This window comes from Afifella pfennigii DSM 17143, from assembly GCF_000688515.1.
Taxonomy (GTDB): Bacteria; Pseudomonadota; Alphaproteobacteria; order Rhizobiales; family Afifellaceae; genus Afifella; species Afifella pfennigii.
This window is the reverse complement of the sequence record NZ_JHZK01000003.1, coordinates 90,013-116,126: the sequence shown is the minus strand read 5'-3', so window position 1 is coordinate 116,126 and position 26,114 is coordinate 90,013. Positions and strand designations below refer to the sequence as shown.

Annotated in this window: 27 protein-coding genes and 1 tRNA gene; 3 read left to right on the top strand and 25 right to left on the bottom strand. The window is 68.1% G+C overall.

Annotation, left to right across the window (positions count from 1 at the left end):
- Positions 1 to 10: 10 nt before the first annotated feature.
- From Q331_RS0103870 to nifA, 22 genes are all read right to left on the bottom strand, one after another.
- Complete coding sequence (locus tag Q331_RS0103870; RefSeq protein WP_026379590.1) at positions 11 to 1,111, bottom strand: electron transfer flavoprotein subunit alpha/FixB family protein; 1,101 nt, start codon at positions 1,109 to 1,111, stop codon at positions 11 to 13.
- The gene (locus tag Q331_RS0103865; RefSeq protein WP_026379589.1) at positions 1,102 to 1,971 is read right to left on the bottom strand and encodes an electron transfer flavoprotein subunit beta/FixA family protein; all 870 of its coding nucleotides are present in this window, start codon (positions 1,969 to 1,971) and stop codon (positions 1,102 to 1,104) included. The genes Q331_RS0103870 and Q331_RS0103865 overlap by 10 nt, the downstream gene beginning before the upstream one ends.
- A 170-nt stretch (positions 1,972 to 2,141) precedes the next feature.
- A complete protein-coding gene (nifW, locus tag Q331_RS0103860) occupies positions 2,142 to 2,477 on the bottom strand; it encodes a nitrogenase stabilizing/protective protein NifW (RefSeq protein WP_026379588.1) in 336 nt (111 codons plus the stop codon).
- Positions 2,474 to 3,664, bottom strand: a complete 1,191-nt coding sequence (gene nifV, locus Q331_RS0103855) for a homocitrate synthase (protein WP_026379587.1) — start codon at positions 3,662 to 3,664, stop codon at positions 2,474 to 2,476. Before nifV ends, nifW begins: the two co-directional genes overlap by 4 nt.
- The gene (locus Q331_RS0103850; protein ID WP_026379586.1) at positions 3,665 to 4,885 is read right to left on the bottom strand and encodes an aminotransferase class V-fold PLP-dependent enzyme; all 1,221 of its coding nucleotides are present in this window, start codon (positions 4,883 to 4,885) and stop codon (positions 3,665 to 3,667) included.
- Between the two features lies 1 nt (position 4,886).
- A complete protein-coding gene (locus tag Q331_RS24025) occupies positions 4,887 to 5,126 on the bottom strand; it encodes a NifU family protein (RefSeq protein WP_210164900.1) in 240 nt (79 codons plus the stop codon).
- 182 nt (positions 5,127 to 5,308) lie between these two features.
- Positions 5,309 to 5,629 (bottom strand): HesB/IscA family protein, encoded by a 321-nt coding sequence (locus Q331_RS0103840; protein ID WP_026379585.1) that lies wholly within the window; start codon positions 5,627 to 5,629, stop codon positions 5,309 to 5,311.
- A 138-nt stretch (positions 5,630 to 5,767) separates the two neighbouring features.
- Positions 5,768 to 6,373, bottom strand: a complete 606-nt coding sequence (locus Q331_RS0103835; protein ID WP_026379584.1) for a nitrogen fixation protein NifQ — start codon at positions 6,371 to 6,373, stop codon at positions 5,768 to 5,770.
- A gap of 2 nt (positions 6,374 to 6,375) precedes the next feature.
- Positions 6,376 to 6,675, bottom strand: coding sequence for a ferredoxin III, nif-specific (gene fdxB, locus Q331_RS0103830; protein WP_026379583.1), 300 nt, complete (start codon positions 6,673 to 6,675; stop codon positions 6,376 to 6,378).
- A 97-nt stretch (positions 6,676 to 6,772) separates the two neighbouring features.
- Positions 6,773 to 7,252, bottom strand: a complete 480-nt coding sequence (locus Q331_RS0103825; RefSeq protein WP_026379582.1) for a NifX-associated nitrogen fixation protein — start codon at positions 7,250 to 7,252, stop codon at positions 6,773 to 6,775.
- A 5-nt stretch (positions 7,253 to 7,257) separates the two neighbouring features.
- Complete coding sequence (gene nifX, locus Q331_RS0103820; protein WP_026379581.1) at positions 7,258 to 7,743, bottom strand: nitrogen fixation protein NifX; 486 nt, start codon at positions 7,741 to 7,743, stop codon at positions 7,258 to 7,260.
- Complete coding sequence (gene nifN, locus Q331_RS0103815; RefSeq protein ID WP_026379580.1) at positions 7,715 to 9,112, bottom strand: nitrogenase iron-molybdenum cofactor biosynthesis protein NifN; 1,398 nt, start codon at positions 9,110 to 9,112, stop codon at positions 7,715 to 7,717. Before nifN ends, nifX begins: the two co-directional genes overlap by 29 nt.
- A gap of 13 nt (positions 9,113 to 9,125) precedes the next feature.
- Complete coding sequence (gene nifE, locus Q331_RS0103810) at positions 9,126 to 10,562, bottom strand: nitrogenase iron-molybdenum cofactor biosynthesis protein NifE (protein ID WP_026379579.1); 1,437 nt, start codon at positions 10,560 to 10,562, stop codon at positions 9,126 to 9,128.
- 20 nt (positions 10,563 to 10,582) lie between these two features.
- A complete protein-coding gene (nifK, locus tag Q331_RS0103805; RefSeq protein ID WP_026379578.1) occupies positions 10,583 to 12,118 on the bottom strand; it encodes a nitrogenase molybdenum-iron protein subunit beta in 1,536 nt (511 codons plus the stop codon).
- A gap of 43 nt (positions 12,119 to 12,161) precedes the next feature.
- Positions 12,162 to 13,664 (bottom strand): nitrogenase molybdenum-iron protein alpha chain, encoded by a 1,503-nt coding sequence (gene nifD, locus Q331_RS0103800; protein WP_026379577.1) that lies wholly within the window; start codon positions 13,662 to 13,664, stop codon positions 12,162 to 12,164.
- A gap of 68 nt (positions 13,665 to 13,732) precedes the next feature.
- On the bottom strand, positions 13,733 to 14,623 hold the full coding sequence (gene nifH / locus Q331_RS0103795; RefSeq protein WP_026379576.1) for a nitrogenase iron protein: 891 nt from the start codon (positions 14,621 to 14,623) through the stop codon (positions 13,733 to 13,735).
- Between the two features lie 229 nt (positions 14,624 to 14,852).
- Positions 14,853 to 15,728: an SIR2 family NAD-dependent protein deacylase gene (locus tag Q331_RS19860; protein WP_051630514.1), complete on the bottom strand. Its 876-nt coding sequence runs from the start codon at positions 15,726 to 15,728 to the stop codon at positions 14,853 to 14,855.
- Positions 15,725 to 15,940: a putative nitrogen fixation protein NifT gene (nifT, locus tag Q331_RS0103785; RefSeq protein ID WP_026379575.1), complete on the bottom strand. Its 216-nt coding sequence runs from the start codon at positions 15,938 to 15,940 to the stop codon at positions 15,725 to 15,727. The genes Q331_RS19860 and nifT overlap by 4 nt, the downstream gene beginning before the upstream one ends.
- Positions 15,937 to 16,236: a nitrogen fixation protein NifZ gene (locus Q331_RS0103780; protein WP_026379574.1), complete on the bottom strand. Its 300-nt coding sequence runs from the start codon at positions 16,234 to 16,236 to the stop codon at positions 15,937 to 15,939. Before Q331_RS0103780 ends, nifT begins: the two co-directional genes overlap by 4 nt.
- 17 nt (positions 16,237 to 16,253) lie before the next feature.
- Positions 16,254 to 16,448 carry a 4Fe-4S dicluster domain-containing protein gene (locus Q331_RS0103775; RefSeq protein ID WP_026379573.1) on the bottom strand — a complete coding sequence of 65 codons (195 nt, stop codon included), beginning with the start codon at positions 16,446 to 16,448 and terminating at the stop codon, positions 16,254 to 16,256.
- A 13-nt stretch (positions 16,449 to 16,461) separates the two neighbouring features.
- Positions 16,462 to 17,901 carry a nitrogenase cofactor biosynthesis protein NifB gene (nifB, locus tag Q331_RS0103770; protein ID WP_084174754.1) on the bottom strand — a complete coding sequence of 480 codons (1,440 nt, stop codon included), beginning with the start codon at positions 17,899 to 17,901 and terminating at the stop codon, positions 16,462 to 16,464.
- Between the two features lie 256 nt (positions 17,902 to 18,157).
- Complete coding sequence (gene nifA / locus Q331_RS0103765; RefSeq protein WP_084174727.1) at positions 18,158 to 19,906, bottom strand: nif-specific transcriptional activator NifA; 1,749 nt, start codon at positions 19,904 to 19,906, stop codon at positions 18,158 to 18,160.
- 360 nt (positions 19,907 to 20,266) lie between these two features.
- Here nifA and Q331_RS0103760 point away from each other — a divergent pair, with 360 nt between their 5' ends.
- A complete protein-coding gene (locus tag Q331_RS0103760; protein WP_026379570.1) occupies positions 20,267 to 20,464 on the top strand; it encodes a hypothetical protein in 198 nt (65 codons plus the stop codon).
- Positions 20,465 to 20,576: 112 nt separating this feature from the next.
- Here Q331_RS0103760 and Q331_RS0103755 read toward each other — a convergent pair.
- A tRNA-Lys gene (locus Q331_RS0103755) sits at positions 20,577 to 20,652 on the bottom strand.
- Between the two features lie 210 nt (positions 20,653 to 20,862).
- Here Q331_RS0103755 and betB point away from each other — a divergent pair.
- A complete protein-coding gene (gene betB, locus Q331_RS0103750) occupies positions 20,863 to 22,263 on the top strand; it encodes a betaine-aldehyde dehydrogenase (RefSeq protein WP_407637761.1) in 1,401 nt (466 codons plus the stop codon).
- Positions 22,264 to 22,303: 40 nt separating this feature from the next.
- Positions 22,304 to 23,614 carry an aspartate aminotransferase family protein gene (locus tag Q331_RS0103745; protein WP_026379568.1) on the top strand — a complete coding sequence of 437 codons (1,311 nt, stop codon included), beginning with the start codon at positions 22,304 to 22,306 and terminating at the stop codon, positions 23,612 to 23,614.
- 49 nt (positions 23,615 to 23,663) lie between these two features.
- Here Q331_RS0103745 and Q331_RS19855 read toward each other — a convergent pair whose 3' ends face one another.
- Positions 23,664 to 24,476 (bottom strand): heparan-alpha-glucosaminide N-acetyltransferase, encoded by an 813-nt coding sequence (locus Q331_RS19855; protein ID WP_051630512.1) that lies wholly within the window; start codon positions 24,474 to 24,476, stop codon positions 23,664 to 23,666.
- 32 nt (positions 24,477 to 24,508) lie between these two features.
- A complete protein-coding gene (locus tag Q331_RS0103735; RefSeq protein WP_026379567.1) occupies positions 24,509 to 26,080 on the bottom strand; it encodes a 2-isopropylmalate synthase in 1,572 nt (523 codons plus the stop codon).
- Positions 26,081 to 26,114 lie beyond the last annotated feature (34 nt).

Genomic DNA, 26,114 nt, shown 5'->3' with positions numbered 1-26,114 from the left:
GGGCTTGCTCCTATCCGGCGAGGCGGTTGACCGAGAGGCGGCGGGAAAAGGCGCGCGTCAGCGCCGGCAGCACTTCCAGCGCGTCGGCGACGATGGCCAGATGCGCGAAATCGAGGATCGGCGCGCCCGCATCGGTGTTGATGGCGAGGATCATGTCGGCCCCCTCCACCCCGACGCGGTGCTGGATGGCGCCGGAAATGCCGGCGGCGATATAGAGCTTGGGGCGGATGGTCTTGCCGGTCTGGCCGATCTGCCGGTCGGCGGTGATCCAGCCCTTCTGTACCAGCGGCCGCGAGCCGCCGTATTCGGCTCCGAGAACCCTCGCCAGATCCTTCACCAGCTGGAAATTCTCCGCCGAGCGCAGGCCGAGCCCGCCGGCGACGACGATATCGGCATAGGCGAGCTGCGCCTTGTTGGAATCGCGGTCGGCGAGGAAGCGCACCACCTTGGTGACGATCTCCTCCTCCGCCATGTTCAGCGGATGCTCGACGATCTGCCCGGTGCGGCCCGCCTCGCGCTTCGGCATCGCCATGACGCGCGGGCGCACCGTCGCCATCTGCGGGCGGAAGTTGAGCGTGTGGATGGTGCACAGAAGCGAGCCGCCGAAGGTCGGGCGCGTCGCCGCCAGCGAGCGCTCCTCGTCGATGGCGAGTTCGGTGCAGTCGGCCGTCAGCCCGGTGGCGAGCGTCGTGGCGACGGAGCCGGCAAGGTCGCGCCCGAGCGTGGTGGCGCCCAGAAGCAGGATCTCCGGCTTGTAGGTGTTGACGAGATCCGTCAGCGCCTTGGTGTAGGGCTGGTTGCGGTAATGCTCCAGCACCTTGTCGGCGACGAGATAGGCGCTGTCCGCGCCGTGCTCGAAGCATTCGCCGGCCGCCGCAAGCAGCGCCTCGCGCGTCCCGCCGATAAGGATGCCGGCAAGCTCCACGCCGAGCTTGTCGGCGAGCTTGCGCCCCTCGCCCAGAAGCTCCAGCGACACCGGATGGATGGCCCCGTGCTCGTATTCCACGAACACCCAGACATGCCGGTAGGCCTTGAAATGCTCCGGCAGCTCCTTCCTCATCCCGGCGCGGCCGGCGGCGGGGGGCGGGCTCGGCTTGGCGCTCATCGCCATTCCTCCTGGCTGGTGGCGGCGAAGTCTCTGAGGTCCGCCTCGATCGTCGGGTGGCGGGCGAAAAGCTCGTCGATGGCCGCTTCCGCCAGCTCCTCGTGCGACATGCCGGCCCGGCCGATCTCCTCCGCCTTCTCCGCCCGCGGCGTCGGCGCGAAGACGCGCTTCACCACCGTCGGCGAGCCGCGCAGCCCGCAGCTCCCGACATCGGGCACGCCGGCCGCTTCCGCGTTCCACACGGTGATGTCGGCGCTCGCCGCCCGCAGCGCATGGGTCAGCGAGCCGCGGCGCATCTCGTTGCAGCCTTCCAGCATGGTGACGAGCACCGGCAGCCTGGTGGAAAGCACCTGCACGCCGCCCTCCGCGCGCCGCTCCACCTCCACGGTGCCGGCCTCCTCGTCGATCTCGTTGATCTTGGCGACATAGGTGAGCTGGTTGAGCTGCAGCCGCGTGGCGATGCCCGGCCCGACCTGCGCCGTGTCGCCGTCGATGGTCTGCTTGCCGGCGAAGACCACGCTGACCGGTCCCCATGCCTCGCCGATCTTCTTGATCGCACAAGAGAGCGCATAGCTCGTCGCCAAGGTGTCGGAGCCGGCAAAGAACCGGTCGGTCAAAAGCACGCCCCGCTCCGCGCCGAAGGTCAGCGCCTTTCGAAGGCTGTCCTCGGCCATCGGCGGGCCCATGGTCAGCACCGTGACCTCGCCGCCGAGCCTGTCGCACAGGCGAAGCGCCTCCTCCAGGGCGAAGAGATCGTAGGGATTGATGATCGTCGGCACGCCCTGGCGCATGATGGTGTTGGTCACCGGATGCACGCGAATCTGCGCGCTGTCCGGCACCTGCTTGATGCAAACGACGATATGCATCGGCTCTCACCCTCGCTTGGCGCCGGCTTCTTTCCGGCGCGGCCTCAAGCGGACCGCAGCAAACGGCGTGCCAATCGCCGCACCCGACCAAGACATTGAAATCGCTTCGTTTTCGCGAAGCGCCCGCAGCGCGCAAACCCGACTGCAATGTCGCAAAGCCGACAGGGCGCTCATTGCCGCCCCTCCGTCAGGCTGGAAAGCGGCACGAAGGGCCGCCGTGTCGCCGGCCTTTCGCCGCCGGCCTCCTTCAGCACCTTGAAGACGCGCTCCTGAAGCGGCGAGGAGCAGGCGAAATCGTCGTAGGCGCGCCGAAGATGCGCCCTTAGCGCCGCCTCGGCCTTTGCCTCCGGCAAGCCCTCCAGCGTCTCGGCGGCAAGGTATTCGCCCATGCGCTTCAGGATATGCAGGCGGGCGACGGCCAGGAGCTGAGGGTCGTAGGCAACGCCGAGCTCGGCGAAGAACTCCTCCGCGGCGGAGAGAGCGCGCAGCCGTTCCAAAATGCTCATGCCACCGGCTCCGCATCGCCGGGAAGCACCTCCGTTTCGCCGGCAAGCGCCCCGGCCTCGGCGCGCATCTCGGCAAAGAGCGCGGCGATTTCGGCAATCGCCAGCGCCGCCTTCGTCTCCGCGGCCCGCCGGCGCACGCATTCAAGGAGTCTCACCGCCTCCGCCTCTTCCGCCGCGATGCCGAGCGTCGCCAGCGCATGGCGCATCGCCGCCATGCCGGAATGCTTGCCGAGCACGATGGCGCGCTGGCGCCCGAAACGGGCCGGGTCGATGCCCTCATAGGTCGCCGGATCGCGCAACAGGCCGCAGACATGGATGCCGGATTCGTGGGTGAAGGCCGCCGCGCCGACGATGGGCGTGCCGGCCGGGATCGGCCGTCTCGCCGCGGCCGCGACGAGCTCGGCCAGCGCCGGCAGCCGCGCCGGATCGAGCCCGGTGCGCAGGCCCGTCCTATGCTCGATCGCCGCCGCCACCGCCTCCAGCGGCGCATTGCCGGCGCGCTCGCCGAGCCCCAGCACGCAGACCGACACATGCCGCGCCCCGCCGAGGACCGCCGCCAGCGTATTGGCCGTGGCAAGGCCGAGATCGTCGTGGCCGTGAAATTCCAGCTCCAGATCGGAGACGGCGCGCAGCCGCTCGAAGATGGCCCTTGCGGCGAAGGGATCGAGAATGCCGACCGTATCGGCAAAGCGGAAGCGCCTTGCGCCGGCCGCCTCGGCCGCACAGAGCGCGGAGAGGACGAAATCGGGCTCGGCGCGGCTTGCATCCTCGCCGCCCACGGCGACGTCAAGCCCCGCCTCTCTGGCATAGGCGACGACCTCGCCGATCTGCGCCAGCACCTTTTCCCGGCCGGCACGAAGCTTGACCGCCATCTGCCGGTCCGACAGCGGCACGGAGAGATTGACGGCCGAGAGCCCTGTCTTCAGCGCGGCATCGACGTCGGCGCGCGTCATCCGGCACCAGGCGATCGCCCGCGCCCTTGAAAGCGCCGCGCCGATGGCGGCGATCGCCTCAATCTCCGCCTCGCCCATCGCCGGCGTGCCGGCCTCGATCTCGTCGACGCCGGCGGCTTCCAGCGCGAGCGCGATCTGAAGCTTCTCCTGAAGCGAAAAGGCGACGCCGGGCGCCTGTTCGCCGTCGCGCAGGGTGGTGTCGTTGACGACGACGCGCGGCAGTTGGGCGAGCATTCACGCCTCCTCGGTGAGAGGTTCGGCGGGCCGCGCGGCCGGGACGGTCTGGCGGAGCGGCGGCGGCGCGCTGAGCTTTTCCATCACCTCCGGCAGAACCTCCAGCGCACGTTCCACATCGGCCTCGTCGCTGTCGCGCGAGAAGGAGAAGCGCACCGCCCCGAAGAGAAGCCGCGCCGGCAGCCTCATCGCCTTGAGGACATGCGAGGGCTCCGCCATGCCGGAGGCGCAGGCCGCCCCGCCCGAGGCGGCGATGCCGGCCTTGGCGAGAAGGGAAATCAGCGCCTCCGCGTCGATGTCGGCAAAGGCGATGAGCGAGGTGTTGGCGAGCCGGTTGCCGGTGTCGCCGAGCACCTGCGCCTCGGGAAAGCGGGCGAGGATCCCCGCCTCCAGCCGGTCGCGCAGGCCGCGCACGCGCTCGCCGTCGGCAAAAAGGTGCCAGGCCGCCAGGCTGGCGGCAGCGCCAAGGCCGACGATGCCCGGCACGTTCTCCGTGCCGGCCCGCCGCCCCCGCTCCTGCCGCCCGCCGCGCATCAGCGGCGAGAACGGCGCGCCCTTGCGCACATAGAGCGCGCCGACGCCCTTCGGCCCGTGCAGCTTGTGCGCCGACAGCGACAGAAAATCGACGCCCGCGGCCGAGACCCTGAGCGGCAGCCTTCCCACCGCCTGCACCGCGTCGCTGTGGAAAAGAGCGCCCGCCTCATGGGCGAGATCGGCAAGCTCCTCGATGGGAAAGATCGCGCCCGTCTCGTTGTTCGCCCACATGATGGAAGCGATCGCTGTCTTTGGTCCGAGCGCGGCTTTGTAGGCCTCGATGTCGAGCCGGCCCTTGCCGTCGACCGGGATGACACGCACCGTCACGCCGCGCTCGCGGGCAAGATGGGCCGCGAGTGCCAGCACCGCCGGATGCTCCACGGCGGAGGTGACGATCTCGTCGCGCCCATCCGCCGTCGCCAGCGCGGAAAGGATGGCGGTGTTGTTGGCCTCCGTGCCGCCGGAGGTGAAGACGATCTCCCCCTCCTCCGCCCCGATCAGCGCGCCGAGGGCGGCCCTTGCCCGGGCGATCGCCGCCTTGGCCGGCGCGCCCAGCGCGTGCGGCGAGGAGGGATTGCCGAAATCGCCGCCGTAGAAGGGCAGCATCGCTTCAAGGACGAGCGGATCGACCCGCGTCGTGGCGTTGGCGTCGAGATAGACGGAGCGTTTGTGGACCTTTGCCGACATCTCAGCCCTCCGCCTTGACGGGGACGACGCGCACGGGCACGCCGAGCCTTGCCATCAGCTTCATCTGGATGCCGCCCACGGTGACGGAGGCGAGCTGGCAGCCGATGCAGGCGCCCGTCAGCGCGATGAAGACCTTGTTGCCCTGAACATCGACGAGCCGGCAATCGCCGCCGTCGCGGGCGAGATAGGGTCGGATTTCCGCAAGCGCCGCCTCCACGCGCCGGAATTTTTCCGCGCGCATTTCTTCCCGCTCCGGCGCGGCCGGCGCCACGGCGGCGGCCTCCGGCCTGCCGGTGCGGGAGCCCTCGCTACGTTGTACGGAAGAAAGCGGGACAAGAATCGTGCGCCGCGGCGCTGTCCGGCTTTCTCCCGGACGCGGCGCGCCAGCGCGCTTCAACTGGGTCTGCGACATCGCCGCCTCCCTCAGCCGAAGGACTTGCCGCAGGCGCAGCTCCAGGCCGCCTGCGGATTGTCGAAGGTGAAGCCGGCGCCTTCCAGGCTGGAGACGAAATCGACCGTCGTGCCGGCAAGATGCGGCAGGCTCTCCTCGTCGACGAAGAGGCGGATGCCCCCGCTCTCAAAGACGGCGTCTTCGGGCTCGCCGGATGCCACCAGCCCCATCATGTATTTGAAGCCGGCGCAGCCGCCGACCTCCACCATCAGGCGCAGGCCCTCCACGGGATGCTCGGCCCCTTCAATCGCTTGCCGCAGCGCCGATGCGGCCGTCTCGGTGAGATGGATCATGGCAAGGCTCCTTCCGGCAGAGACGGAGCAAGGGCCGTGCCAGTCGCTAAGTGATTGAAAAGGCGGGGCTCGACAGCGCCCGCCAATGTCGGCTTCTTCCCATTGTCGCAAAGCCGACAGGCCGGTCGGAGACGCCGCTCAGATCGCCGCCTCGGCCGCGCGGCGGGTGCGCGCGAGAAGGCTCTCGCCCGTCTCCTCGCCGAAGCAGGCCTCGAAATCGCAGCATTCGGAGCAGGAGGGCGCCGTGCACAGGGCGTAGGCCGCATCGGCGCAGATCGTCCGGTAGAAGAATTTCTTCCACTTCATATCCTGGTGGTTGCGCGCCGCCAGCGGCGCGAAGTGCCGCCGCATCAAGAGGCCGAGCTCGTCGCGGCTTTGAAGGCCGAGATCCTGCCACAGATGGTTTGGCCGCTGCGCCCGGCGCGCCACCATCGCCGCGAAATAAGGCTCCAGCGCCGAGCGCCCGGTGGCAAAGCGCTGCAAGAGGTGAAGAAGCGAGGCCTCCTCCTCGCCGCGTTCCGGCGCTTCGCACGCCGCTATCGGCTCCAGCAGCCAGCCCGCATCGGCGAACAGCGCCTCGACGAAAAAGGCGAGTTCGCCTCCCGCAAGCCCCGAGCCGGCGCAGAGCCCCCCTTCCTCTGCGCCGGCAAGGGCGAGGACCGAGGCGGCGACATGGCAATCGAAGCGATCCGCCGCGCCGCCGCGCCCCGCCATCAGCCGGTCGTAGGTCTCGACCGGCTGCATCCTCAGGCCGCCAGGCTCTCCGGCGCATGCGTCTGCGCGCCGGTGGGACAGACGCGGTAGCAGGCGCCGCAACCGATGCAATTGCCGCCATCGGCGATCACCATCACCTTGCGCTCCAGCTCCTCCTCGTCCTCGTCATCCATATCGACGAAATCGCCGTCCTCGGTGACGCCGCGTAGCGTCATCACGGCGCGGGCGCAGACCTTGAAGCAGCGCCCGCAGCCGATGCAGACCTTCGGGTCGATCGCCGTCAGATATTCCGGCACCCATGGCCGCCCGTCGCGCGTCGCAAACCCTGCCATTTCGTCATCCCCTCGCTTGTCGGGCCCCTTGCTTTTCGGGCCGCTTGCTTGTTGGGCCCCTGCTCGTCGGGCGCCCCCGCGCCCTTGTCTTCACCTCTCAGGCGCGCGCCACCTGCGGATAGGCGGCCATCTCGCGCCGCGCCTCCTCCACCAGCTTCGTCCCCGCCTCCGCCAGCGCCGCAAGGCTTGAAAAGCCGAAGCGGTGCACGTCGCGCAGCGATCTGGCGAGAACGACGAGCTTGCCGGTCGTCACGATCACCCGGCCGAAGCCCTCGTAATGCAGGCTCATCATCGGCGTCGCCATCAGCCCGGTCTCGCGCTCCAGGGCGAGGCCGACGGCGCGGTAGAATTTCTCCACCCGTTCCACCTGGTCGGGGTCCGGGTCGCCGATGATCGGGATCTGGCGCCGCGCCTCGGCCGTGACGACATAATCGCCAAGCAGCTCGCTATCGGGCTTGTCCTCCCAGACGCCATAGGTGTCGTCGGCGCGCAGAAGCGCCGCCAGCGCCCGGATGAACGGCGTGGAGAGCGCCTGCGCGTCGTCCATCACCTGCCGCGCCACGGTCTCGGCCGCCATCGCCCTCACCCCTCGCCCTGGAGGAAATCCAACTTGCGCGGCGCCGCCGCGCCCATCGCCTTGCGCAGCCAGGGCGGCGGCGTTCCCGCCATCATCTGCTGCACGCGCGCGATCACCTCCTCGATCGGCTCCGGCGCCGGCAGCTTCACCGGATGGATGCGCGCGTTGATGACCTTGGCCGCCGATGGCCCGCCGATGGCGAGGCAGAAGAGGAGATGGCAGCCGGCGAGCGCCTCCACCTTCGGGGCGATCCGGTCCTCGCCCTCCTGGCGGTGGGCGCCGCTCTCGTCGGCAACCTCCTCGAAGGCGGCCGCCGCCACGAAACGGCTGTCCCGCGCCGTCACCTCGTAGATGGCGAGTTTCCGCGCCGAGCCGAAATGAGCGTTGAGGCTTTTCATGTCCTGCGTGGCGATGGCAACGCGCAGTTTCGGCTCCCCCGCGCCCGCCTGCCCCACGCCCTCCTCAACCAGCTGCAAATGTCGCGCCAGCATGGCGGCCCTCCTGAAGCGTGACCGCCGGCACCTCGGCGGCCGCAAAATCCTCCGGCCTCGCCTCGCCGATATCGGCGAGGAACATATTCGCCACCTCGTAGAGAAGCTGGCGCGTGCCGGCATAGCCAAGGCTCGTGCGGTGCTGCACGCCGAGCCGGTCGAAGATGGGAAAGCCCATGCGCAGATGCTTGACGCCAAGCCGCTCGGCGGCCTGCCTGCCATGGCTGTGGGTGACGATCATCTCCGCCCCCGCCGCGCCGGCCCTTTCCTCCAGATCCATGAGGTCGCCGACGACGACCTCCTCGCAGGGAAGCGACGCCAGAAGCGGCGAATGCGAACTCGTCGTCACGGCCGTGACGATCTTTGCCCCGAGCCCGGCGAGGAAGAAGGCCATGGCCGTCAGAAGGTCCGGATCGGCGGCAATGGCGATGCGCCTGCCGCCGAGGAAGAAATGGCAGTCGAGCATGGCGTCGAGAAGCTGGCTGCGCTGGCGCTTTATCTCCGGCGGCGCCTCCTGCCCGGAGAGCTTCGACAGATGGGCGATGAGCGCGTCCGCCGGCTCAAGGCCGGTCAGGCTGGCGAAGAGCCGCGAAGGCACCCCGGTCAGCCCTTCCAGCGCCTCGGCCGCCGGGCGCATATGCTCGCCGATGGCGATGGTGGCGAGCGCCTCGCCGAGATCGGCGATGTCGGCAAGCGCCGTGCCGCCGGAGGTGGTCGGCGAGAAGGCCTCGTTCACATGCCCGTCGAGCGAGCCGGAAAGGTCCGGCAGCACCACCGGGACAAGGCCGAAGGCGGCGATCGTGGCCTTCAGCGCGTCGATATCGGCCGCCGTCTGGTGCACGCCGGCAAGCACGTTCACCTGCCGCGCCGCCCTTCCCCGCCGCTCGCCGGGCACGACGAGGCTCTCCATGATGGCGGTCACCGCCCGCGACCATCCCTCCTCCAGCGCCCCGGCATAGTCGGGCGTTGCAGCCATGACGACGGCGGTGCGGTCGAGCTCGCGCCGCCGCCGCAGGATGGCGGCGAGATCGGCGGCGAAATCCTCGCCGCGCGTTTCCATCAGCGCCGTGGAAGCGATGCCGATGAAGGCCGGCTGCATGCGCGCCGCGACATTGACAAGCGCCTCCTCCAAATTCTCCGCCCCGCCGAGCACCGTCTCCACCTCGCCGATGCCGGTGGTTTGCAGCGGCATGTCCTCCTTGAAGTGCCGCACCGTCAGCGTCAGCGCGAAGGAGGCGCAGCCCTGCGCCCCGTGAAGCAGCGGCACCGCCCCGTCGATGCCGAGATAGGCGAGCGCCGCGCCGAGCGGCGCCGAGCTCTTCAAAGGATTGATGGAAACGTCCTTTTTCGGCGCGACGACAATGGCCATTTTTCCTTCCCCCTCAGGCGCTTTGCGGCAAGGGCGCCGGCGCTATCTCGGCGGCTTTCTCGCCCGCCGCCTCCCAGGGCGCCGGGCGGCGGACATCCTCCCAGACCGGGTTGGTGAGCGAGCGCGCCAGTTCCGCGACGAGGTTCGCCATGCCGTCATAGCCGGCATAGGCCTGGTGGCGCTCCTGGTTGATGTCGAGCCAGGGCACCTTGGCCTTCAGCGCGGAAAACTGCGACTTGCCGCCGGAAAGGAGGATGTCGGCCTCGCCGCGTTTGAGGCGCTGGTACATCTCCCGCGCCGGCACGGCGCCGACCATCTGCGGGTCCTCCATCAAGTCGGTGATGCGCGCCTTGTCGCCCTCCGTCGATTTCCTCACCGAGGTGGCGACGACGACCATGCCGATCTCCTGCAGCGCGGAGACGATCGACCAAGATTTCACCCCGCCGGTGTAAAGAAGCACCCGCTTGCCGGCGAGCGCCGCGCGGTAGGGCTCAATCCGCCGCCAGGCGCGCGCCTCCTCGGCTTCAATCAGCGCCTCGGCGCGCTCGCCGAGATCGGCCGGCGCCCCCCTTTCCACCAGCATCCGCGCCAGCGTCCGCAGCGCCTCGGAGGTATCGGAGATGCCGTAGAAGCTGCCCTCGAAATAGGGAATGCCCCAGCGCTCCTGCATCTTGCGGGCGAGGTTGATGAAGGCGGCCGAGCAGCTCACCATCGTCACCCGCGCCCGGTGGGCGCTCGCCACCTCGCGGTAACGCGCATCGCCGGTGATGGAGGCAAGCACCCGGATGCCGAGCTTTTCCAGGAGCGGCTTCACCTGCCACAGCTCGCCGGAAAGGTTGAACTCACCGAGAATCGCGATGTCCGTCGGCCCCGTCCTATCCGGCTCCACCGTGCCGATGACATGCTCCAGGAGCGCCTCGCCGGCGAGCTTGTTGCCGAGATTCTTCGAGCCGGCGAAGCCCGGCGCGTGCACGGGAATGCAGGGCGTGCCGAGCTTTTCGCTGGCATGCTTGCACACCGCGTCGATGTCGTCGCCGATCATCGCCGGCACGCAGGTCTCGTAGACGAAGATGGCCGGCGGGCGATAGCGGGCGAGCGCCTCTTGGATCGCCCCCCAAAGCCGTTTCTCGCCATGGCCCATGACGATATCAAGCTCCGACATGTCGGTGGTCATGCCGAGCCGGTAGGTCTTCGGCCCGGAGGAAGCCACGTTGCGCCCGTCCCAGGCATTGCCCTCGCAGGCGAGCGGGCCGTGCACCAGATGCACCGCGTCGGTGATCGGCTGCAGCGCGATCTTCGCCCCGTCGAAGGCGCAGCCGCCGGCGGCGGCCCCCGGCGTCAGCCGCCTGGCGCAGCCCTTCTTGCGCTCCGCCTCGCTCTTGGCCTGGTTGGTGGCGCAGCCGGGCTCGTTGAAGAGCTCGGCCACTTTCGCCTTGAGGTTCTCGCCCATCGGGGCCTCCCTCACCCGGCCTAGCGGGTCAGATCGAAGGAGATGTCGGCGCCCGCCGCGCCCGCCGCCTCGTCGAGCTTGTCGAAGATGGCGTCGAGCAGCGTGACCAGCACCCTCAGCCCGCCCTGGTAGCCCAGGACCGGGAAGCGGTGATGGTGGTGCCGGTCGAAGATCGGGAAGGTGAGGCGCACCAGCTTGGTGCCGGTGTCGCGCTCCAGATACTTGCCGTAGGAGCTGCCGATGAGAAGGTCGACCGGCTCCGTGGCGAGCAGCGAGCGCATGTGCCACAGATCCTTGCCCGGCCACGCCTTGCAGCCCTCCCCGAAGGGCGAGGTGGCGAACAGCGCCTCCATCTTCTCGCCCCAGGCCTTGGTGGCGTTGGTGGCGAGGCAATGTTTCGGCTCGCCGCCCGTCTCCAGGACGAAGCGGGCCATGCCGTAGACGAAATCGGGATCGCCGAAGATGGCGTAGCTCTTGCCGTGCAGATAGGACTGGCTGTCGGCGAGCGCGTCGACGAGGCGCCCGCGCTCCTTCCTCAACTCCTCCGGGATCGGCTTGCCGGAAAGCTCCGACAGCTTCATGACGAGCTCGTCCGTGCCGGCGACGCCGAGCGGATAATGAAGCGCCGCCGTCGCCTGGCCGAAGCTCGCCGCGTATTCCAGCGTCTTGTGGCTGCAGGCCTCCTGCAGGCTGAGCGTCGCCCTGGCGCCCGCCGCCGCCTCGGTGGCGGCCAGGCTGGTGCCGCCGTCATACATGCGGAAGGCGCCGTCGGAAGGCGTGTCGAACTGGTCGGAGACGTCGGAGAGGATCGTCGCCTTTATCCCCATCAGATAGAGGATGCGCTTCAATTCGCGGTTGTTGCCGACCGCATAGCCGTCGAAGCCCGGCACGATGTTGAGCGTGTCGTTCCTCTCAGCCTCCTTGCCCTTCCAGAAATGCTCCAGAATGCCCTTCAGCATGTTGTCGTAGCCGGTCGTATGGCTGCCGACGAAGGCGGGCGTATGGGCGAAGGGAACGTGGAAGTCCTGCGGGATCGCCTCCTTCTCCTTGGCGTTGATGATGAAGGATTGCAGATCGTCGCCGATCACCTCCGCCATGCAGGTGGTGGAGACGGCGATCATCTTCGGTTCGTAGAGCGCGTGCGCGTTGCGCAGCCCCTCGATCATGTTGGCAAGGCCGCCGAAGACCGCCGCATCCTCCGTCATCGACGAGGAAACGGCCGAGCACGGCTCCTTGAAGTGCCGCGCCAGATGCGAGCGATAATAGGCGACGCAGCCCTGGCTGCCATGCACGAAGCTCAAGGTCTTCTCAAACCCGGCCGCCGCGAAGACGGCGCCGAGCGGCTGGCAGGCCTTGGCCGGGTTGATGCACAGCGACTTGCGGGCGAAGTTCTTCTCCCGGTAGTCCCAGCTCTTCGTCCAGTCGGCGATTTCCGCCACCTTCTCGGCGGGCGGCATGTCCTCCACCTCGGCCCGCTTTCTGGCGAGCATCTCCTGGTATTCCGGCTGGCGGAACAAGGGCGCGTGGTCGAGGACCTTTTCTGCGGATTGCGGCATCTTTCGTCCCTTTCCTGAAGGACGTTGAACGTCTCGGCGGCGCCTATTCGGCGGCTTCCGCCAGCTCGGCTTGGCTTGCGGCCCAGGGCGCGTCGAACAGGCCCCAGACCGGGTTGTTGATGGCCAGATCCATGTCGCGGGCGAAGATGGCGAAGCCGTCATAGCCGTGATAGGGGCCGGAATAGTCCCAGGAATGCATCTGCCGGAACGGCACGCCCATCTTCTGGATGGGGTACTTTTCCTTGATCCCGGAGCCGACGAGGTCCGGCCTGATCGCTTCGATGAAACGCTCCAGCTCGTAGCTGGTCACGTCGTCGTAGATGAGGGTGCCTTCCTTCACGTAATGGCCGGTGCGCTGGTAATCGTCGTTATGGGCGAATTCGTAGCCCGTGCCGGCGATCTCCATGCCCAGATCCTCATAGGCCGTGACGACATGACGGGGCCTGAGGCCGCCGACATAGAGCATCACCTTCTTGCCTTTCAGGCGCGGCCCGTATTTGGCGATGACGGCATCGACCAGCGGCTGGTACTTGGCGATCACCTTCTCCGCGTTCGCCTTGATGGTGTCGTCGAAATGGCTGGCGATATGGCGCAGCGACTGGGCGATCTGGCTTGGCCCGAAGAAGTTGTACTCCGTCCAGGGAACGCCGTACTTCTCCTCCATGTGCCGGCAGATATAGTTCATCGACCGGTAGCAATGGATGAGGTTGAGCCTGGCCTTGGGCGCCCGCTCCAGCTCCTTCAGCGTCGCATCGCCCGACCAGGAAGCGAGGACGTTGAGGCCCATCTCTTCCAGGAGGATGCGCGAGGCCCAGGCATCGCCGCCGATATTGTAGTCGCCGATGATGTTGACGGCGTAGGGGCCGATCTCCTCCTCGTCCGCCTCGCCCTTGCCCAAGACCCAGTCGCGGATCGCATCGTTGGCGATATGGTGGCCGAGCGATTGCGACACGCCGCGAAAGCCCTCGCAGCGCACCGGCACGACGGTCTTGCCGGTCTCCTTCTTCTTCTTGCGCGCCACCGCCTCGATATCGTCGCCGATGAGGCCGATCGGGCATTCCGACTGCACGGTGACGCCCTTGGCGAGGGGGAAGAGCTCGTTGATCTCGTCGATGATCGTCTCAAGCTTCTTGTCGCCGCCGAAGACGATGTCCTTCTCCTGGAAATCGGAGGTGAACTGCATCGTCCCGAAGCTGTCGACGCCGGTCGTGCCGGTGTAGTAGTTGCGCCGCTGCGACCAGGAATACTGGCCGCACCCGACCGGCCCGTGGCTGATATGCACCATGTCCTTGACCGGGCCCCAGACGACGCCCTTGGAGCCGGCATAGGCGCAGCCGCGGACGGTCATCACGCCGGGGATCGACTTGATGTTCGACTTCACCCCGCATGCGCTGACGAGGCCCTCGCTCTCCTCCTCCGCGCTCGGCGCGGCGGCGGCGGCAAGGTGCCGGCGGCGCTTCTTGGCCGCCTTGTCGGGATAGGCTTTCAAGACCTCTTCGATGAGGTCGGCGCTGGCGGCGCCCGCATTCTCGTCATCCAGGCTCATCGCTGTGTCCTCGAAAAGGAAGGTTGGGAGGGCGCTGGCCGCCGCGGCCGCCGCCCCGGTGTCTTGCCTCAGGCCGCTTCCTGCTCCGCCTCCTTGGCGGCGAGCTCGGCGAGGGCCTGCTCCTCGGTCTTCATGATGCCGAAATCGAGCAGCATCTGCTCAAGCTCGTCCATGGAGACCGGCGTCGGGATGGTGCCCTGGCCGGAATTTTCGTGGATCTTCCGGGCCAGCGTCCGGTATTCCTCCGCCTGCTTGGAATCGGGCGCGTATTCGATGACCGTCTGGCGGCGCAGCTCGGCGTGCTGGACGATGTTGTCGCGCGGCACGAAATGGATGAGCTTGGTGTTGAGCTTCTCCGCCAGGGCCTCCGACAATTCGATCTCGCGGTCGGTCTGGCGCTCGTTGCAGATGAGGCCGCCGAGGCGCACGCCGCCCGAATGGGCGTATTTCAGGATTCCCTTGGAGATGTTGTTGGCGGCGTAGAGCGCCATCATCTCGCCGGACATGACGATGTAGATTTCCTGCGCCTTGTTCTCGCGGATCGGCATGGCGAAGCCGCCGCACACGACGTCGCCGAGAACGTCGTAGGAGACGTAGTCGACATCGTCGTAGGCGCCGTTCTCTTCCAGGAAATTGATGGCGGTGATGACGCCCCGCCCGGCGCAGCCGACGCCCGGCTCCGGACCGCCGGACTCCGTGCATTTGATGCCTTTGTAGCCGATCTTCAGAACCTCCTCCAACTCAAGGTCCTCCACCGAGCCGGCCTCCGCGGCCAGACTCAGCACCGTGTCCTGCATCTTGGTGTTGAGGATGAGACGGGTGGAATCGGCCTTCGGATCGCAGCCGACGATCAGGATGCGCTGGCCCATCTCGACCAAAGCGGCCAGGGTGTTCTGCGATGTGGTGGATTTGCCGATGCCGCCCTTGCCGTAGAACGCGATCTGGCGAAGTGAGCTCATATCCTTGTCTCCTCAGTGTCGGGTTCGAGGAATCTCGTCGGCGCTGTGGCCGCCCGCTTTCTTCCACGCAAAGCCCGTGCCAGAAGGCCCGAGAAGAAAAAACAACGTAATGTCAGTGACTTGAGAAAAGGCGCCCGAACGCGCCAACCCGACAGTCGCTGTCCGGTCTCCGACAATCGCGACAGCTCTGCGGCGTCGAGGGGAGGTTTTGTCGTGCGTGGGGGGAAGCTCAGGCGCGCGGCGCCAGTGCCTCCGCGAGGCAGTCCGGGCTCGCGGCCACCGGCAGGATCGCCTGGCTGGCAAGAAAGCGCCATTCGTTGCGCGTCAGCCGCTCCGGCGCCACCAGGGCGTAATGCGGTCCGCGCGATCGCTTCATGATCTGGCGGGCATAAAGGCGCAAGGTCTGCTCGTCGAAGCGGCAGCCGAGAAAGACGAAGCCGCGCTCCCGGCGCCGTGTCTTCACCAGTTCCGGGATCGGCGTCTGGATGTCGATTTCCGTCAGCACTTCCACATAATCGGCATCGGCGACGAGGAAGTTGCCGGCCGGCGCCGCCGCCCCGTGCGGCTTGTAGAGGAGGCTCGCCCAGCCATGCGCCGGCGGCGCGACGATCTCCGCGCCCGTCACGTCGTAAAAGGCATACCAGCGCGCCTCCCCGACGCCGGCGCGGCAAATGCCCTGCGCCTCGCCCCAATCGGAGCGGCACGACAGGGCGGCGCGCATCGCCCCGTCATACCAGGTGTCGACGATGAGCGGGATCTGCGAGAGCCTTGCCAGCGCGCCATGCAGCGCGCTCGGCGTCACCGGCTTGCCGAAGGCTTGCGCCATCAGGGCGTTGAGCGTCTTGCGGTGCCGGCGCGTCTCGATGAACTGGGCGGCGGCGAAAGCATTGCCGCGCGCCCGCCCCGGCAGCGCCACCTTCGCCGCCAGGAAGGCGGCAAGCTCGCCATGGCTTTTCGGAACGCCGCCATCTTCCCCGCCGGCATCTTCCTCAAGAACGCCCGGCCCGAGATAGGGGATGAGCCGGCCCTGCGCGAGCCCGTCGGCGATGGCGGCGAGCGCGGCCCCCCTTTCCGCGACGGCCGGCCGTTCCAACGGGGCGCTCACGCCGACGCGTCCGCCAGCTTCCTGGCCTCCACCGTGATCGGCAGGCGCGTCTCGGCCGGCATCTCCGGCATTTCCAGCACCCAGCCGTTCTTCAGCTTCACCCAGCCGCCCCAGAGCGTGTCGTGCTCGCTCGCCACGATAGGCTCTTCAAGGTCCTTCTTGGCGACATAGGCGAAAAGCCCTTTCGCCGTGCGGCGGATCATCACCTTCATGGCCTCCCCTCCTCCTCGCTCGTCCGTTCTTCGCCGGCCGAAATCAGCTCGCGGGCGAGCATGCCGACGACATGGCCGCTGGCGATGAACTCCACGGCGTAGACGTAGTGGCGCTGCAGGTAGGTGCCGATATCGCGCACATACCCCTCCTCGCCCTTCCTCGCCAGCACCTCGCCGATCTCCCGTCCGGCGAAGGTGCCGTCGTTGCGCACGAGCTTCTCCGCCCGCACGCGCGCGCCCGGCGCGAAGGCCGGCGGGCGGTGAAGCTCGCTCTCAAGCTCGCGGCCGAGGCCCATCGCCACCTCCCGCTCGCTCAGGCCGGCACGCAGGTATCGGGCACCGGGCACACGGCGGCGCATTGCGGGGCATCGAAATGCCCCTCGCATTCGGTGCACGTGTCGGCGTCGACGACATAGGTGTCGCCCTTGAACTTGATCGCCGCGTTCGGGCATTCGAACTCGCAGGCGCCGCACACCGTGCATTGCGACTTGATGATCTTGTAGGCCATGTCGTCTCTCCTTCTATCCGGCTTTCAAGGTTGACCGCCCCGTCTCGCTCGTCGTCGTGAAGGCGGCCGCGTACCAGCCGGCGATGCCCGCCTCGATCCATTCGTAGGCATGGGCCTCGCTGGCCGTAATGCCGGCGGCCGCCAGCTTCTTCTTCGGCGCCTCGCCGATCTTGGCGACGAGGACGACCGCGACGCCTTCCAGCGCCGCGATGGCGCCCTCAAGCGCCTCCGCCTCGCCGAAGCCGCCCTTGCAATAGCTCTCCACCCGGCGCGCCCCCACGAAGCCGACGCCCTTCGCCGACACCTCAAAGACGAGGAATTCCGTGGCATGGCCGAAATGCTGGTTGATGCGCCCGCCGCCGCGGCTCGCCACGGCGACGAGGCGGCTCGGCGCCGCCTCGATCCGGCGCAGCTGCGCCTCCGCTTTTCGTCGGCTTACCGCCAGCTCGCCGCGTTCCCTGACGACCACCTCGCGGTATTCGGCGCGCCCTGCCGGATCGTAGGCGGCCTCATCGGGAAGCTTGCCGAGGGTGAATTCCTGCCCCCGATCCTCGCCGAGAATGCCGACCGCATCGGCCCGGCATTGCCGGCAATGGCGCATCAACCGCGCCCCCTCGCCGAGCCTGTCCTGCAGCGCCTTCAGTTCCATCGGCCGCGGCCCGCGCTGGCCCGTCAGGCCGAAATGGGTGCCGTGCGCGGGATCGGAGATGAGCGGCATGACGTTGTGAAGGAAGGCCCCGGCCTCCTTCATCGCCGCGCCGACCTCCAGAAGATGCGCATCGTTGACGCCGGGGATCATCACCGAATTGACCTTCACCAGGACGGAGCGCTCCACCAGCATGCGCAGCCCGAGCATTTGCCGCTCGTGCAGGATCCGCGAGGCCTCCACGCCCTCCCAGCGGCGATGCTGGTGGAAGATCCAGGGATAGATCCTCGCCCCGACCTCCGGCTCGATCATGTTGATGGTGATCGTCACATGGTCGATGCCGAGCGCGGCGATCTCCTCCACCCGTTCCGGCAGGGCGAGCCCGTTGGTGGAAAGGCACAGCGTCAGGTCGGGGATGGCCTCCCGCACCGCCTCGAACGTCGCCTTCGTCCTTGCCCAGTCGTAGCAGGCGTCCCCCGGCCCGGCGATGCCGAGGACGGAGAGCTGCGGCACCGCGTTGGCGACGGCGACGACCTTCCTCGCCGCCTCCTCCGGCCTCAGCCGTTCGGAGACGACCCCCGGCCGGCTCTCATTGGCGCAGTCGAATTTCCGATTGCAGTAATGGCACTGCATGTTGCAGGCGGGCGCCACGGCCACATGCATGCGGGCGAAATAACGGTGCGCCTCCTCCGCATAGCAGGGATGGTCCTTCACCTTCTCCCAGATCTCGGCCGGCATCGCGCCCGCCCCGCCCGGCGCCCCGCAGGCCCCTGCCGCGCAACCATCCTTGCCGAGCTCGGCGCGCATCGCCTTGCTCGAGCTCGGCCCCTTCAGACCGTCAAGAGAGATAAGCTCCGCCACGCATGCCTCCGCGCCATGACCCGCAAGCCGGCCCGCGAGACGACCTCGCAGGCCTTCAATCGCAACGCAGCAAAGCCCGTGCCAGAACGCGGCAGGCGCGATTTCAGAGGCTTAGGGCGAAAAGCGCACGGGCCTCCCTGTCGCCCCTTCGACAGGATTGTCGGGTCTGCGACACAGCCCCGGAGCGTCGTCGGCCGGCGCGTCAGAACCGCTTGATGGGGATGGAGTGCTTTCGGAGCGCGTAGCCGATCTGGCGCGGCGTCATGCCGAGAAGCCGCGCCGCCTTGGCCTGCACCCATCCGGCCTTCTCCATCGCCTCCACCAGCCGCTCGCGCTCCGAGCGTCCCTCGCCCCCTGGCACCGGGCAGGCCCCCGGCGCCGGACAGGCGCTCTCTGCCCGCTCGCCCACGGTGGAGGCGGCCGCCTGCGCCGGCGGCGCGGCCCTGCCGCTTGGCGAGATTGCGGCCGGCATCACCGGCAGCGGCGTGAAGCCGCCGGGAAAGGTCGGCGCCGCCGGGCTTCTCGTCCCCTGCCACAAGACGGAGGAAAGGCAGCCCTCATCGCGGCAGGCGAAATCGTCGGCGGTGATCTTCGCCCCGCGCGCCAGCGTCGCCGTGCGCCGGATGCAGTTCTCAAGCTCGCGCACATTGCCGGGAAAGTAGCACCCGGAAAGAAGCTGCATCGCCTCCGGCGCCAGCATCAGCGCCGTGCCATGCTCCTTGTTGAAGCGGGCAAGGATGTCGGCGGCCAGGAGCGGCACGTCGCCGGAGCGCTCGCGCAGCGGCGGCAGGAAAATCGGCACGACGGAGATGCGGTAGTAGAGATCGGCGCGGAACTCCCCGCGCGCCACCGCCCCCTCCAGGTCGCGGTTGGTGGCGCAGACGAGGCGCACATCCACCTTGATCGATTTCGTCCCACCGACGCGCTCGAACTCGCCCTCCTGCAAGACCCTGAGGAGCTTGGCCTGGAAGGCAGGCGAGATCTCGCCGATCTCGTCGAGGAAGAGCGTGCCGCCATCGGCGAGCTCAAAGCGCCCCTTGCGCTGGGCAATCGCGCCGGTGAAGGCGCCCTTCTCGTGACCGAACAGCTCCGATTCCAGGACGCTCTCCGGCAGGGCGGCGCAGTTGAGCTTGACGAACGGCCCCTCGCGCCGCGGCGACAATTCGTGCAAGGCGCAGGCGAAGAGCTCCTTGCCGGTGCCCGATTCCCCGCGCAAGAGCACGGCGGAGCGGCTGCGCGCCACCACCTTCACCTTGTCGAGCGCCGCCATCAACGCCGGGCTCTCGCCGACGATGCCGCCCACCTTGCCCGTCGCCGGCGTGATCTTCGCCGCCGAAAGCTGTTTCTCCAGCCGCCGCTGCTCCTCCATCAGCCGCTCGCGGTCGCGCGCCACGGTTCTGTGCAGCCTGAGCGTCTGGCCGACGAGATTGGCAATCAGCGTCAGAAAGCGCACATCCTGGTCGAAGGGCACATGCCCGAGTTCCGAATAGGCGCGGTCGATGGTCAGCGTGCCGATGACCTCGCGCTCCTCCTTGATCGGCACGCCGATCAAGGAGAAGGGCATGTCGTCATCGGGCCCCCAGCCGGCGAGGTCGGAGCCGGCGAACAGCCGGTCGGTGCGCACATTCGGCACCACCAGCGGCATCTTGGTGGCGATAATGCGCCCGATCGCCTCTTCCGGCAGGCGGCGGAAGTAGCGCTGCGCGCTCGCCTCGCTCCAGCCGGAGCCGACGACGATCTCAGGCTCGCCGCTCTTGTCCAGAAGCGCGATCAGCCCGTGGCGCATGTCCAGGAAGCTGGAAAGAAGCGACAAGACGCCGGCCAGCGTCGTCTCCAGCCGGTTCGGCAAGGCGAGAAGCTTGGAAATCTCGTAGATGCCGGTCAGCTCCACCTCCGCGCGGCTCGCCGGCCGCGGTAGGGCGGAAGGGATCGGTGTGGCTGCAATCGTCACGGCAGGTGCTCCGCAATGCGCCCCGGCCGGGCGCTCATACTGTGTTCAAACCTCTTGTGCATATGCGAAAGAAACGGGCATCGGCATGAGAGGGGCCGCCGCCGAAAAGCGGCCCGAAAGCCGCATCGAGGCTGCAAGAATTCTGAAGAGAACGCCTGGCCACCTTTCATCCACCGATCCGCCTCTAAGTCTATCGATGCAGAATCCGTGCCAGACGCCCCCTATATCGCCGCAAATTCTTGCTACGTCTTGACGTATATCAAGGTCGCCTTGCCACCACGACGTAAGCTGCGCAACTGGGGAGACATGCCGCCGGCGGCCCGACAGCAGGAAAGGCTCTCCCCGGGGGGAGACGGGACCATGGGAATCCTCAAGGACATTCTGGCCAAGCTCGGCATCGCGCCGGGCGAAACGCAAGCGCCCGAGACGCGCGGCGCGGCGGCGTCGGCCGAGCCCGACGAGCCTATGGGCGACGCGCAGGAGGCAGCGCCGGCCGAGGCAGCGCCGGCCGAAGAGCCGCAGCCGAAGCCGCCCGGCGAGGAGCCGCGAGGCGGCTGAGGAACGCCCTGCGCACGAAAGGCCGCGAGCTCCGTCGACCGTTCGGCCCCTTCTTGCGGCCGCACGGTCCCGAACCGCCCTCAGGCGCCATCCGCTAAGTGCTTGAAAAGATTGGTGGGTGAGCAGGGACTCGAACCCTGGACCCGCTGATTAAGAGTCAGCTGCTCTACCAACTGAGCTACACACCCGTCCGTGTGGGCGCTGTATAGTGTCGCCGGCCCGCCTCTGCAAGCGCTAGCCGGCTTGCAAAGGCGCGTTTGCGGGAGAAATTGCCTTTCCGCCCGCTCTTCGACAATTTGGGCACCCACCAGCATAGCGGCGGCCCTCCCATGAACGCACCCCTCTTTCCTCCCCTTGCCTGCCACATCGGTGGCCACAAGCTTCCCGGCGGCGGGCAGATGCTTCTCACCGAGAATCCGGCGACCGGCGAGGCGCTGGCGCATTTCGCCGCCGCCGATGCCGCCGCCGTCGACCGCGCCGTGGCCGCCGCCGCCGCCGCGCAGCGGCACTGGCTCGCCATGGCGCCGGCCGCGCGCGGGCGCGTGCTTTATCGCGTCGCCGCCCTCCTGCGCCAGCGGGTGGACGACTTGGCGCGGCTGGAAGTGTTCGATACCGGCAAGCCCATCCAGGAAGCACCGGAGGCCGATATCGGCTCGGCCGCCGATTGCTTTGAGTTCTTCGCCGGCCTCACCCAGGTCGTCCACGGCGAGCACATGCCGCTGACGGACGAGGCCTTCGCCTATACGCGGCGCGAGCCGTTCGGCGTCTGCGCCGGCATCGGCGCCTGGAACTATCCGCTCCAGATCGCCTCCTGGAAGACGGCCCCGGCACTCGCCGCCGGCAATGCCATGGTCTTCAAGCCGAGCGAATTGACGCCGCTGACGGCCCTGAAGCTCGCCGAGATCGTCGAGGAGGCCGGTGCCCCGGCCGGGCTCTTCAACGTCGTCCTCGGCGCCGGCGAGACGGGCGCGGCGCTGACCCGCCATCCCGGCATCGCCAAGGTCTCCGTCACCGGCTCCGTGCCGACCGGGCGGCGCGTCATGGCGGCGGCCGCCGAGACCTTGAAGCACGTCACCATGGAGCTCGGCGGCAAGTCGGCGCTCGTCGTTTTCGCCGATGCCGACATGGATGATTCGGTTTCTGCGGCGATGCTCGCAAACTTCTATACCCAGGGCGAAATCTGCTCCAACGGCACGCGCGTCTTCGTGCATGAATCGATAGCGGAGGAATTCCTCGCAAGGCTCGTTGAGCGCACCGAAAACATCCTTGTCGGCGACCCGCTCGATGCGGCGACGCAGATGGGGCCGCTGATTTCCGCGGCGCATCTTGAAAAGGTGCTCGGCTTCGTGGCGCGGGCCGAGCGCGCCGGCGCCAGGCTCTTGACCGGCGGCAGGCGCCTGACCGGGGACGGGCTCGGCAACGGCCATTTCATGCGGCCCGCCATCTTCGCCGCCTGCCATGACGGCATGGAGATCGTGCGCGAGGAGATTTTCGGGCCGGTGATGAGCGTGCTCACCTTCGCCGAGGAGGAAGAGGCGGTGAGAAGGGCCAATGCCAGCCAGTACGGCCTCGCCGCCGGGCTGATGACGCGCGACCTTGCCCGCGCCCACCGCGTCGCCGCCGCGCTTGAGGCCGGCACCGTCTGGGTGAACGCCTATAACCTCACCCCCATCGCCATGCCCTTCGGCGGGGTGAAGCAATCCGGCATCGGCCGCGAGAACGGCCTCGCCGCGCTCGATTTCTACACCGAGCGCAAGAGCGTCTACGTCAATCTCGGCAAGGTCGAGGCGCCCTATTGAGGTGGCCTCGCGCCACGAAAGGCTGCCGAAGGAGAGGCATATGTCGCTGAACGAAGACCCCGCATTCTGGGCCGCCGCCGGCAAGCACCTGACCCGGTACGGGCCGAGCTTTGAGAAGATCATCGTGGAGCGGGCTGCGGGCAGCTTCGTCTACGACGCCGATGGGCGGGCGATTTTGGACTTCACCTCCGGGCAGATGAGCGCCGTCCTCGGCCACACCCATCCCGATATCGTGGCGACCGTCGAGCGGCAGATGGGCGAGGTCGCCCATCTGTTCAGCGGCATGCTGTCCCGGCCCGTCGTGGAGCTCGCCACCCGGCTTGCGGGCCTCGCGCCCGGCCTTGAGCGCGTGCAGCTTCTGACCACCGGCGCGGAATCGAACGAAGCCGCCATCCGCATGGCCAAGCTCGTCACCGGCGGGCACGAGATCGTCGCCTTCGCACAAAGCTGGCACGGCATGACCGGCGCGGCCGTCTCCGCGACCTACAGCGCCGGCCGCAGGGGCTACGGTCCGGCCGCTGTCGGCTCCTTCGTCATTCCCGCGCCGAACGCCTACCGTCCGCGCTTCGCCCATCCGGACGGCACGAACGACTGGCAGAGCGAGCTTGACGACGCCTTCTGGCTGATCGACCGCCAGTCGACCGGCAATCTTGCCGCCTTCATCGCCGAGCCGATCCTGTCGAGTGGCGGCGTCTTGGAGCTGCCGCCCGGCTATCTCGCCGCGCTGAAAAGCAAATGCGAGGAGCGCGGCATGCTCCTCATCCTCGACGAGGCGCAGACCGGCATCGGGCGGACAGGCCACATGTTCGCCTTCCAGCGCGACGGCGTCACGCCCGACATCATGACCCTATCGAAGACGCTCGGCGCCGGCCTGCCGCTCGCTGCCGTCATGAGTGCCGAGGAGATCGAGGAAAAGGCGTTCCAGAAGGGTTTTCTCTTCTACACCACGCACGTCTCCGACCCGCTGCCGGCGGCGATCGGCGTGACGGTCCTGGATGTGGTGGAGCGCGACGGCCTCGCTCGGCAGGCCGCAAGGCGCGGCGAGCGCCTGCGCCAGGGCCTCCTGGCGCTGCAGCAAAGGTTCGAATGCATCGGCGACGTGCGCGGGCGGGGCCTACTTCTCGGCCTGGAAATCGTCACCGACCGGAAGACGAAGGCCCCTGGCTACGAGCTTGGCGTCGCGATCATGGAGGAGGCCATGAAGCGCGGCCTCAGCATGAACATCGTCAAGCTCCTCGGCATGGGCAGCGTCTTCCGCATCGCCCCGCCGCTGACCGTTTCCGATGCCGAGATCGACCGGGCGGTCGAGATCATGTCGGACGCGATCGAGGCGGCCGTCAGCGCGCATTGACCGCCGGGCCGACGGAACCGCCGCGCCGCCCGCCGGCTTGCGGGGACCCCTACCGATAGATCAGCCAGGCATAGGCATAGACGGCGCCGAACAGCACCGGCTGGTGGAGAAGATAGATGATGAGCGAATAGCGCCCGGCGAAGGCGAGCGCTTCGGATACCGGCCCCTTCAGTGGCTTGCCCAGCACCCGGCGCGCCGCCTCGCTCGCAACGATCAGCCGCCCCGCCACGATGCCGCCCAGCACCACCCCGAACCAGGGAAAGACCGGCACGAAATCGTTGCTCACCGGCCAATAGGTCATCAACCCGAGGAATTGCAGATAGCGCCAGTTGAAGGCCGGGCCGGCGAGAAATTCCGCCCCGAAGAGGAAGAACAGCGCGGCGAGCGCGACGAGCCAGGTCGGCAGGCGCAGGAAGGCGAGCCCGAGTACGCTGGCAAGCGCGATCTGGTGCAGGATGCCGAAGAAGACATAGGCGCCCGGGAAGGCGAGATAGGTGACGAGCGTGATCGCCGCCGCGCCCGCCACCACCTGGGAAAGCCGCTTCAGGAACGGCCGCGCCCGAATGCCGGAGCGATGCGCCAGGACGAGGCTGACGCCCACCAGCGCCAGGAAGGATCCGGCGATGGAGCGCGCGAAGACGATCCATCCCGGCGAGCTGGCGACCTGCGCCTCGGTGAAGCCGAAGAAGGCGAGATCCCAGGAGAAATGATAGACCGCCATGGCGACGAGCGCCGCGCCCCTGGCGACGTCGATCCAGGGCAGGCGCGCGAGCCGTCCGGCGGCCGCCGCCGGTTCGAGGCGCGCTCCCGCGCGCCCCGCCCTCGTCTCGTCGATCTCGGCCGCCGGCGCTTTTCGCTGCAAGAAGGCTCCGCCTGCCCTTGAGGCCCGGCCGCTCAGACGGCGAGGCGCTGCGGATGCAGGCGCTCGCCGCGGGCGATCAGCTTGTTGACGGCGGCAAGATACGCCTTGGCCGAAGCCACCAGCGTATCGGGATCGCTCGCCCGTCCCGTCATCGCCCGCCCGTCCTCATCTTCCAGGCGCACCGAGACTTCCGCCTGCGCGTCGGTGCCGCCGGTGACGGCATGCACCTGGTAGAGCGCCAGCGTCGCCTCGTGCGGCACCAGGCCCTTGATGGCGTTGAAGGCCGCGTCCACCGGCCCGTTGCCGCTCGCCTGGAAGGTGCGGTGCGGGCCGCCCTCCTGGCTGATCGTCAGCGTCGCCGATTGCGGGCCCATCGTGCCGGCGATGACGGTGAGCGCCTCCAGCTTGATGCGGTCGGCGGCGTTGGCGATGTTCTCGTCCACCAGCGCCTCGATATCCTCGTCGAAGACGTGCTTCTTGCGGTCCGCCAGCGCCTTGAAGCGGTTGAAGGCGTCGGCGAAGGCGTTCTCGCCGAGCTCGTAGCCGAGCTCCTTCAGCTTGGTGCGGAAGGCGTTGCGGCCCGAATGCTTGCCCATGACGAGGTTGGTCTTCGACACCCCGACCGATTCCGGCGTCATGATCTCGTAGGTCTGGGTATGTTTCAGCATCCCGTCCTGGTGGATGCCGCTTTCGTGGGCGAAGGCGTTCCGCCCGACGATGGCCTTGTTGTACTGCACCGGGAAGGAGGTCGCCGCCGCCACCATCTTGGAGGCGCGCGTCAGCATCTTGGTGTCGATGCCGGTATGATAGGGCAGGACGTCGCGGCGGGTGTCGATCGCCATGACGATCTCCTCCAGCGCCGCATTGCCGGCCCGCTCGCCGATGCCGTTGATGGTGCATTCGATCTGCCGGCAGCCGCCGGCGACCCCGGCCAGCGAATTGGCCACCGCCATGCCCAGATCGTTGTGGCAATGCACGGAGAACACGGCCTTGTCGGCGTTCGGCACCGCCTCGCGCAGGCGGATGAAGAGGTCGCGATATTCGTCCGGCGTCGTGTAGCCGACCGTATCGGGGATGTTGATGGTGCCGGCGCCGGCGTTGATCGCCGCCTCAACGCAGCGGCACAGGAAGTCGAACTCGGTCCTTGTGCCGTCCTCGGCCGACCATTCCACGTCGTCGACGAAGCCCCGCGCCCGCGTGACCGATTCGGTGACCAGCCGCAGCACCTCTTCCGGCTCCTTCTGCAGCTTGAATTTCATGTGCACCGGCGAGGTGGAGATGAAGGTGTGGATGCGCGGTCGCTTGGCGTGGCGCACCGCCTCCCCCGCCCGGTCGATATCGCCCGGATGGGCGCGGGCGAGGCCTGCGATGACGGCCGTCTTCGCCCGCCGGGCGATCTCCGCGACCGCCTGAAAGTCGCCCTCGGAGGCGATCGGAAATCCCGCCTCGATGATGTCGACGCCCATGGCGTCGAGGAAGGCGGCGACCTCCAGCTTCTCCTCGAAGGTCATGGTGGCGCCGGGGCATTGCTCGCCGTCGCGCAAGGTGGTGTCGAAGATGACGACGCGATCGCCCTCGGCGCGTACTTCGTCGGTGATGGACATGTCTTGTATCTCCTGGCCGGTCACCCGGCTGGCC